6 protein-coding genes are annotated in these 7,151 nt (G+C 70.0%); 2 read left to right on the forward strand and 4 right to left on the reverse strand.

Annotation, left to right across the window (positions count from 1 at the left end; genetic code table 11):
* Positions 1-32: 32 nt before the first annotated feature.
* Genes ACFWVV_RS32625 through ACFWVV_RS32635 form a run of 3 tightly spaced genes read right to left on the reverse strand, consistent with a single transcriptional unit; the run spans position 33 to position 2,474 of the window.
* Complete coding sequence (locus ACFWVV_RS32625; RefSeq protein ID WP_384356701.1) at positions 33-1,019, reverse strand: ABC transporter substrate-binding protein; 987 nt, start codon at positions 1,017-1,019, stop codon at positions 33-35.
* Between the two features lie 49 nt (positions 1,020-1,068).
* The gene (locus tag ACFWVV_RS32630) at positions 1,069-1,737 is read right to left on the reverse strand and encodes an ABC transporter permease (RefSeq protein ID WP_384356704.1); all 669 of its coding nucleotides are present in this window, start codon (positions 1,735-1,737) and stop codon (positions 1,069-1,071) included.
* 5 nt (positions 1,738-1,742) lie between these two features.
* Entirely contained in the window at positions 1,743-2,474 is a 732-nt protein-coding gene (locus ACFWVV_RS32635) for an ABC transporter permease (RefSeq protein ID WP_384356707.1), read from the reverse strand.
* A 153-nt stretch (positions 2,475-2,627) separates the two neighbouring features.
* Here ACFWVV_RS32635 and ACFWVV_RS32640 point away from each other — a divergent pair, with 153 nt between their 5' ends.
* Positions 2,628-3,785 carry an ABC transporter ATP-binding protein gene (locus tag ACFWVV_RS32640; protein ID WP_384356710.1) on the forward strand — a complete coding sequence of 386 codons (1,158 nt, stop codon included), beginning with the start codon at positions 2,628-2,630 and terminating at the stop codon, positions 3,783-3,785.
* Between the two features lie 117 nt (positions 3,786-3,902).
* Here ACFWVV_RS32640 and ACFWVV_RS32645 read toward each other — a convergent pair whose 3' ends face one another.
* On the reverse strand, positions 3,903-5,747 hold the full coding sequence (locus ACFWVV_RS32645; protein WP_384356713.1) for a phosphatidylglycerol lysyltransferase domain-containing protein: 1,845 nt from the start codon (positions 5,745-5,747) through the stop codon (positions 3,903-3,905).
* Between the two features lie 149 nt (positions 5,748-5,896).
* Here ACFWVV_RS32645 and ACFWVV_RS32650 point away from each other — a divergent pair, with 149 nt between their 5' ends.
* Entirely contained in the window at positions 5,897-7,009 is a 1,113-nt protein-coding gene (locus ACFWVV_RS32650) for an alpha/beta hydrolase (protein WP_384356716.1), read from the forward strand.
* Positions 7,010-7,151 lie beyond the last annotated feature (142 nt).

A 7,151-nucleotide genomic window follows, 5' to 3' on the forward strand; every position in this document is an offset into this window, starting at 1 on the left:
TCGGTCCGGGTGGCGCCCCAACTTCCGCCCGGTTACTTCTTCATGAGGCCCTTGGACTCCAGATATGCCTTCGCGACATCGGCCGGCTTGGCGCGTTCGATGTCCACCTTGCGGTTGAGTTCACCGAGATCGGCCGTGGTCAGGACCTTGGTGAGCTTGCCGAGGGCATCCGCGACGGCGGGGTCGCCCGCTTCTTTTGCGTTCACGACGGGAAGCAGGTTGTCGGCGTTCTGCAGTTTCTTGTCGTCCTCCAGGAAGACGAGTCCGAAGCTGTCGATGGTGGCGTCCGTGGTGGTGGTGAGGACGAGCTGGTCCTCACCGTCCTTGACGGCCTGCTTCGACTGCGGGGTGCCGACGCCCTTGGGGTCGATGCCGGTGACGTCGATTCCGTACTTCGACTTCAGGCCCGGCGCGCAGAACGGCCGGATCTCGCACTCGTCCCCTGCTGCGATCCTGACCTTCACCTTCGACTTCCCCAGGTCGGAAAGGGTCTTGAGGTTGTTCTTCGCGGCGAATTCCCTGGTCACCGCGAAGGCGTTCTGGTCGACGGCCTCCCCGGCGGGAAGCACCTTCAGCCCGAGAGGCGTTGCCAGCTTTTCCAGCGCGGCGACGGTGGCCTTCACGTCGCTGGAGGCCAGCGGCTTCTTCTCCGCCTCCTTCGCGCCGTTCACCTTGGCGTTGAGGAATTCGGTGAGGGTCGCCGCGTACTCGGGGACGACGTCTATCTCGCCCTTTTCCAGCGAGGGCTCGTACAGTTCACGGTTCTTCACGACGGTCACCGAGGTGCCGTACCCGGCGTCATTCAGGACCAGGGCGTACAGCTCGGCCAGCACCTTGGGCTCGGTGAAGGCGGCGGCACCGACCACCAGCGAGCCCTTCTTGCCGCCCCCGGCGGAGTCCGAGGAGCCGCCGCCGGGCTTGCCCTGGCTCTCCAGGCTGTCGCCGCCGCACGCGGCGAGCGAACCGGTCAGTGCCACCAGGCCGACTACCGCACCGGCGAGGCGTGAGGTCTTGCTCATGAGGGTTCACCATCCATGGAGTGCACGAGGTGCAGGAACGAAAGGACTGTCAGACGGACTTGCGCAACGGGGAGAACAGCCGGCCGAGCAGCACCAGCGCCCCCTCCACCAGCAGCGCGAGCAGTGCCACGAGGATCGCCCCCGCGACGACCTGCGCCGTGTCGTACGTGTTGAAGCCGGCTGTGATGATCCGCCCGAGCCCGCCCTGGCCGACCATCGCGGCGATCGAAGCGGTGGCCACGACCTGCACGGCCGCCGAGCGCAGCCCGGTCATCACCAGCGGGTAGGCGAGCGGCAGTTCCACCCGGAGGAAGAGCTGGCGGCCGTCCATCCCCATGCCGCGCGCGGCCTCCACCACGGACCTGTCCACCTCGCGCATCCCCACGTACGCGTTGGTCAGCAGCGGGGGTACGGCGAACAGCACCAGCGCGATGATCGTCGGTACGTACCCGGAGGAGCGCAGCGGCGAGACCATGAAGAGCGCGAGCACCGCGAACACCGGCACGGCCCGGCCCACGTTGGAGATGTTGACCGCCAGGGCGCCCCCCTTGCCGAGGTGCCCCAGCAGGAAGGCCACCGGCAGCGCGAGGGCGCAGGCGATGAGCAGCGCGACCCCGCTGACGTACAGATGCTCCGTCAGCCGGGTCAGGACGCCGCCCTCCCCCGACCAGTGGGCTCCTGTCATCAGCCAGGTCCAGGCTTCGCCGAGCACACCCATCGCGATCAGCCCGCCTCAACAGTCGCGGAAGTCTTCCGTATTCGGGCCGGGAGCGGCTCCCGCTTCGCGCGCGACACCCGGGTCCACGGCGTCAGCGCCCGCTGCAGTCCGAGCAGCAGCAGGTCGGCGACCAGCGCGAGCAGGACGCACAGCACGGAGGCGGCCAGCACCTGGGCCTTGAAGAAGGTGGGCAGGGCGTCCTCGATGAGGTTGCCGAGGCCGCCCCGGCCGACGATGGAGCCGACCGTGGTCAGCGCGACGGTCGAGACGGTGGCGATCCGCACGCCCGCCATCAGCGCCGGGAGCGCGAGCGGCAGTTCGACCTCGCGGAGCATCCGCCACGGCCCGTACCCCATCCCGCGCGCGGCCTCGCGGGTCTCCGCGGGGACGGCTTCGAGCCCGGCCAGGATGTTCCGGACGAGGATCGTCAGCGAGTACAGCACGAGGCCGGTGATCACCAGGGCGGAGGAGAGGCCGAACAGGGGCAGCAGCAGCGAGAACATCGCCAGCGAGGGCACCGTGTACAGCACGGTGGTCAGCCCGAGGACGGGTCCGGCGAACCGCTTGCCGCGCCGCGCCAGCAGTGCGAGCGGGAAGGCGACGGCGAGTCCGATCAACACCGAGACCACCGTGATCCACAGGTGCTGGAGCGTCGCGTCGGTCAGCTCCTGGCTGCGGGAACGCAGGTACTCCCCGCAGATCCAGTCGTTCGTCACCAGACAGCTCTGTTCGCTCACGCGTCCCCACCTCCCCCGTCAGGCCGATTCCAGTCGCTCGGGAACGTATGTTCAAGACCATAGCCCGAGGCACTGACAACGCGTTCGGGCCGCCACATCCCGGCAACACGCCCTTCACACCACGTCCGTCACCAGTCGTCACAATGGGGTCCCATGATCCGGTTCGAGCACGTCACCAAGCGCTACGCCCACGGGACGACGGCCGTCGACGACCTGTCCTTCGAGGTCGCCGCGGGTGAACTCGTCACGCTCGTCGGCCCTTCGGGCTGCGGCAAGACCACCACCATGAAGATGGTCAACCGGCTCATCGAACCGAGCGAGGGCCGCATCCTGCTCGACGGCGAGGACATATCCACCGTCGACCCCGTCGCACTCCGGCGCCGCATCGGCTACGTCATCCAGCAGGTCGGCCTCTTCCCGCACCGGACGGTCCTGGACAACACCGCGACCGTCCCCCACCTCCTCGGCGTGAAGCGCGCACAGGCACGCGCGCGTGCCGCCGAGCTCCTCGACCTGGTCGGTCTCGATCCCTCGGTGTACGGGTCCCGCTACCCCGAGCAGCTGTCCGGCGGCCAGCGCCAGCGCGTCGGCGTCGCCCGCGCGCTGGCCGCCGACCCGCCCGTGCTCCTGATGGACGAACCCTTCGGCGCCGTCGACCCGGTGGTCCGCGAGCACCTCCAGAACGAATTCCTCAAGCTCCAGTCGCAGGTGCGCAAGACGGTGCTCTTCGTGACCCACGACATCGAGGAGGCGGTACGGCTCGGCGACCGGATCGCGGTCTACGGCCAGGGCACCATCGAGCAGTTCGACCCCCCGGCCGCGGTACTGGGCGCCCCGGCCACCCCGTACGTCGCGGACTTCGTCGGCGCGGACCGGGGCCTGAAGCGCCTCTCGGTCACCCCGATCGAGGAGTCCGACCTCGACCAGCCGCCCGTGGTGCACCTCGACGACCCGCTGCGGACGGCCACCGCCCGGCTGTCCGCCGAGGGCGCCCGCTGGGCCGTCGTCCTGGACGGCGAGGACAATCTGCACGGCTGGATCCCCGCGGACGCCGTCGGATCCGGCGGTACGGTGCGCGAGCACGCCCGCCGGATGGAGGCGTGGCTGCCGGTGGGCGCCTCGCTCAAGCAGGCCTTCGCCACGATGCTCCAGCACGACGCGGGCTGGATCGCCGTCATCGACGAGGCGGGCGAGGGCCGCTTCCTGGGAGTCCTCACCCCGGCCAGGCTGCACGAGGCGCTGCGCCGGTCGATCGACGCGGACGGCCGCAAGGTTCCCCGCCAGGAAGTGGAAGTGGAATCCGTCGGCTGACCCGCCCGGGCGGACGGACCGCCGGGGCGGGAAACGCCGGCCGGATCACCGGGGCGACGCCGCCGGCCGGACCGCCGGAACGGGTCCGCCGGGCGGCCCGCCCCGCCGCGCCCCCGCTCAGACCCCGGAGGTCTCCGGGACCCGCACGCTCTCCGTGTGGGCGCACGGCTTCGGCTGCCGCTTCGGCGAGGCCTTGCGGGCGAAGGGGCGCGGCAGTCCGAGAGTGACGAAGCCCTCCGCCTGCATGGCCGCGAAGCCGATGCGCGGCAGGTCGCGGGTGGTGCGGAAGACCACGAAGCGGGGCTCCCAGCGCGGCCGGAACTTGGCGTTGAACTTGTACAGCGACTCGATCTGGAACCAGCGCGAGAGGAAGACCAGCAGGCCCCGCCAGCCGCGCAGCACCGGCCCCGCGCCCAGCTTCTCGCCGCGCGCCAGCGCCGAACGGAACATGGCGAAGTTGAGGGAGACCTTCTTGATGCCGAGGCCGGGGGCGGCCGTCAGGGAGGCGACGATCAGCAGTTCGTTCATCCCCGGGTCGGCGGCACGGTCGCGGCGCATCAGGTCCAGGGACATGCCGTCCGGGCCCCACGGCACGAAGTGGAGTACGGCTTTGATGTCGCCGTAGGGGCCCGGCCGGGCGCCCTCCTCGTCGGCCTTGTGGGCGGTGGCGATGAAGCAGTCCTCGTCGCCCGGCTCGCCGACCCGGCCCAGCGCCATGGAGAAACCGCGCTCGGTCTCGGTGCCCCGCCAGTCCGCCGCGGCCCGCCTGATCCGCTCCAGCTCCTCCTGGTCGAGGTCCCCGACCCGGCGCACCTTGGTGACGTAACCGTTGCGCTCGATCCGCTTCACCATCTGGCGCACGTTGCGCATCGCGCGTCCGGAGAGGGAGAAGTCGGGGACGTCGACTATGGCCTCGTCGCCCAGTTCGAGGGCGTCGAGACCGGTCTCACGGGTCCACACCTCGCCGCCGGTCTCCGAGCAGCCCATCACGGCCGGCGTCCAGGAGTGCGCCTTCGCCTCGTCCATGAACCGCTCGATGGCGCCCGGCCAGGCCTCGACGTCACCGATCGGGTCGCCGGAGGCGAGCATCACCCCGGAGACCACGCGGTACGTCACCGCCGCCTTGCCGCTCGGTGAGAAGACGGCGGCCTTGTCGTGGCGCAGCGCGAAGTGGCCCAGCGAGTCGCGGTCGCCGTGCTTGTCCAGCAGGGCGCGCAGCCGTACCTCGTCCTCCTCGGTGAGGCGGGCGGCCGGGTGCTCGGGGCGCAGGGCCAGGTAGATGGTGGTGATCGCGGTGATCCAGCCCAGAGCGCCCAGCGAGTAGCCGACCGTCCAGGAGACCTGGCCGGCGTACGACACGGGACCCTCGAAACCGACCAGGCCGAAGAGCACGTGCTCCAGCCGGTCGGGCAGCCCGGGATTGCCGACGACCCGCCGCGGGTGCGAGCTGACGATCAGCAGGCCGAGCCCGATCGAGCCCGCGCCCATCAGCACGAAGTTGGCGAGCGCCCTCCAGCGGCTGCGCGGGTCGGGCAGCGCGGAGAACTCCCTGCGGTGGACCAGCAGCAGCGCGAGAAGCGCGAGCGCGATCAGCACTCCGACGACCGAGTTGCGGTACGTGTACTGGGCGAGGGCTCCGACCGGCAGCAGGACCACGGCCGAGCGCCAGGCCCGCCGCTTGCGCCGCTTGAGGCCGTGCGCCAGGAGCAGCAGCAGCACGCCCACGGTGAGCGAGAAGGCGGCGGCGAAGGGCCCGAAGGTGCCGGGCAGCACCTCTGCCATGCTGTGCATCCGGCTGTGCCGGAAGCGGGGGAATACCCCGGCCGCGATGTCGAGCAGGCCGACGAGCGTGACTGCCGCGCCCACCAGCGCGGGGACCTTCTCGGGGCGCGGTCCGCGAAGCACCCGCCGCACCCGATCCGGAACCGCTCCGGACTTATCCCCATCTATTCTGATTGACATCGCTTCCCGAGGTTTCCGCGAGGGGTTTTGTGCCCGCGGAACTTGGAGAAGGTCCGTCCGGGCAACGTGCGTCCACTAGGACGGCGCTTCCGGGGGGTGGGTTCACTCGGCTCTCAGGAAATTCTCATCCAGGAAGTAACGATCTAGTCATGGGTCTCACCAGCACCAAGGTTCTCGCCCTCGCGGTCGTGATCGCGATCCTGCTGTTCGCCGTCACCATCTGGCTCTGGCCCCGTCTTTCGGGCCGCACCTGGCGGGCCGTCCTCGGCCGCGTCGGCATGCTGCTGGCGACCCAGCTGGCCCTGTTCGCGGCGGTCGGCCTCGCGGCGAACAAGTCGTTCCTCTTCTACGGGTCCTGGGCCGACCTCTTCGGCCAGGAGGAGGGCATGGGCGTGGTCGTCGACCACGCGCAGGGCGGCGGCAAGCAGGCCCAGCTGATCGGCACGCGCGCGATGGACGTGCCCGGCGGCAACAAGCCGACCGTCGGCGGCCAGATACAGGAGGTACGGATCCAGGGCCGCGACTCCAAGATCGCCAGCCCGGCCTTCGTATATCTGCCGCCGGAGTACTTCCAGCCGAAGTACGCCAAGAAGCAGTTCCCGGCCACCGTCGTCCTGACCGGCTACCCGGGCACCGCGATGAACCTGATCAAGGGGCTCCGCTACCCGCAGACCGCCCTCATGCAGGCCCGGGCGGGCAAGGCACAGCCCATGATCATGGTGATGATGCGGCCGACCGTCGCCCCGCCGCGCGACACCGAGTGCGTGGACATCCCCGGCGGCCCGCAGACCGAGACGTTCTTCGCCAAGGACCTGCGCCACGCCATCTCCTCGTCCTACCGGGTGGGCATGAAGCCGGAGAACTGGGGCTTCATGGGGAACTCCACCGGCGGCTACTGCGCGGTGAAGATCGCGATGCAGCACCCGGACAAGTTCGCGGCGGGAGCGGGCCTCTCGGCGTACTACAAGGCGGCGGAGGACCCGACGACCGGCGACCTCTTCGGCGGCAGCAAGAAGCTGAAGCAGCGGGCGGACCTGCTGTGGTCGCTGGACAACCTGCCGGCGCCCAAGACCTCGCTGCTGCTGACCACCAGCAAGAAGGGCGAGGACAACCTCAAGCCGACGCTGAAGTTCATCGACAAGGTGAAGGCGCCGACGCATGTGTCCTCGATCACGCTGAACAGCGGGGGCCACAACTTCAACACCTGGAAGCGGGAGATCCCGGCAGCGGTGGAATGGCTGAGCAAGAAGCTCACGGCCTGAGAGACGGCCCGCGACGCCGCCGCCGTACGCGGAGGCGGCGGTCCGCACAGCAGAAGCGGGCCCCCCCGGCAACCCGGGGGCGGATTTAGTTGGGGGCCCCCGGTTTGGAGATGGTCCCCCCACCCCACACGCAAAAGGAAAT

Origin of the sequence: Streptomyces sp. NPDC058663 (assembly GCF_042716745.1) — a bacterium.
Taxonomy (GTDB): Bacteria; Actinomycetota; Actinomycetes; order Streptomycetales; family Streptomycetaceae; genus Streptomyces.

Bases quoted from the DNA above. Each gene is read 5' to 3' on its own strand.
- ACFWVV_RS32650 (WP_384356716.1), top strand. From the start codon at position 5,897: ATGGGTCTCACCAGCACCAAGGTTCTCGCCCTCGCGGTCGTGATCGCG.
- ACFWVV_RS32625 (WP_384356701.1), bottom strand. From the start codon at position 1,019: ATGAGCAAGACCTCACGCCTCGCCGGTGCGGTAGTCGGCCTGGTGGCA.
- ACFWVV_RS32645 (WP_384356713.1), bottom strand. From the start codon at position 5,747: ATGTCAATCAGAATAGATGGGGATAAGTCCGGAGCGGTTCCGGATCGG.
- ACFWVV_RS32640 (WP_384356710.1), top strand. From the start codon at position 2,628: ATGATCCGGTTCGAGCACGTCACCAAGCGCTACGCCCACGGGACGACG.
- ACFWVV_RS32630 (WP_384356704.1), bottom strand. From the start codon at position 1,737: ATGGGTGTGCTCGGCGAAGCCTGGACCTGGCTGATGACAGGAGCCCAC.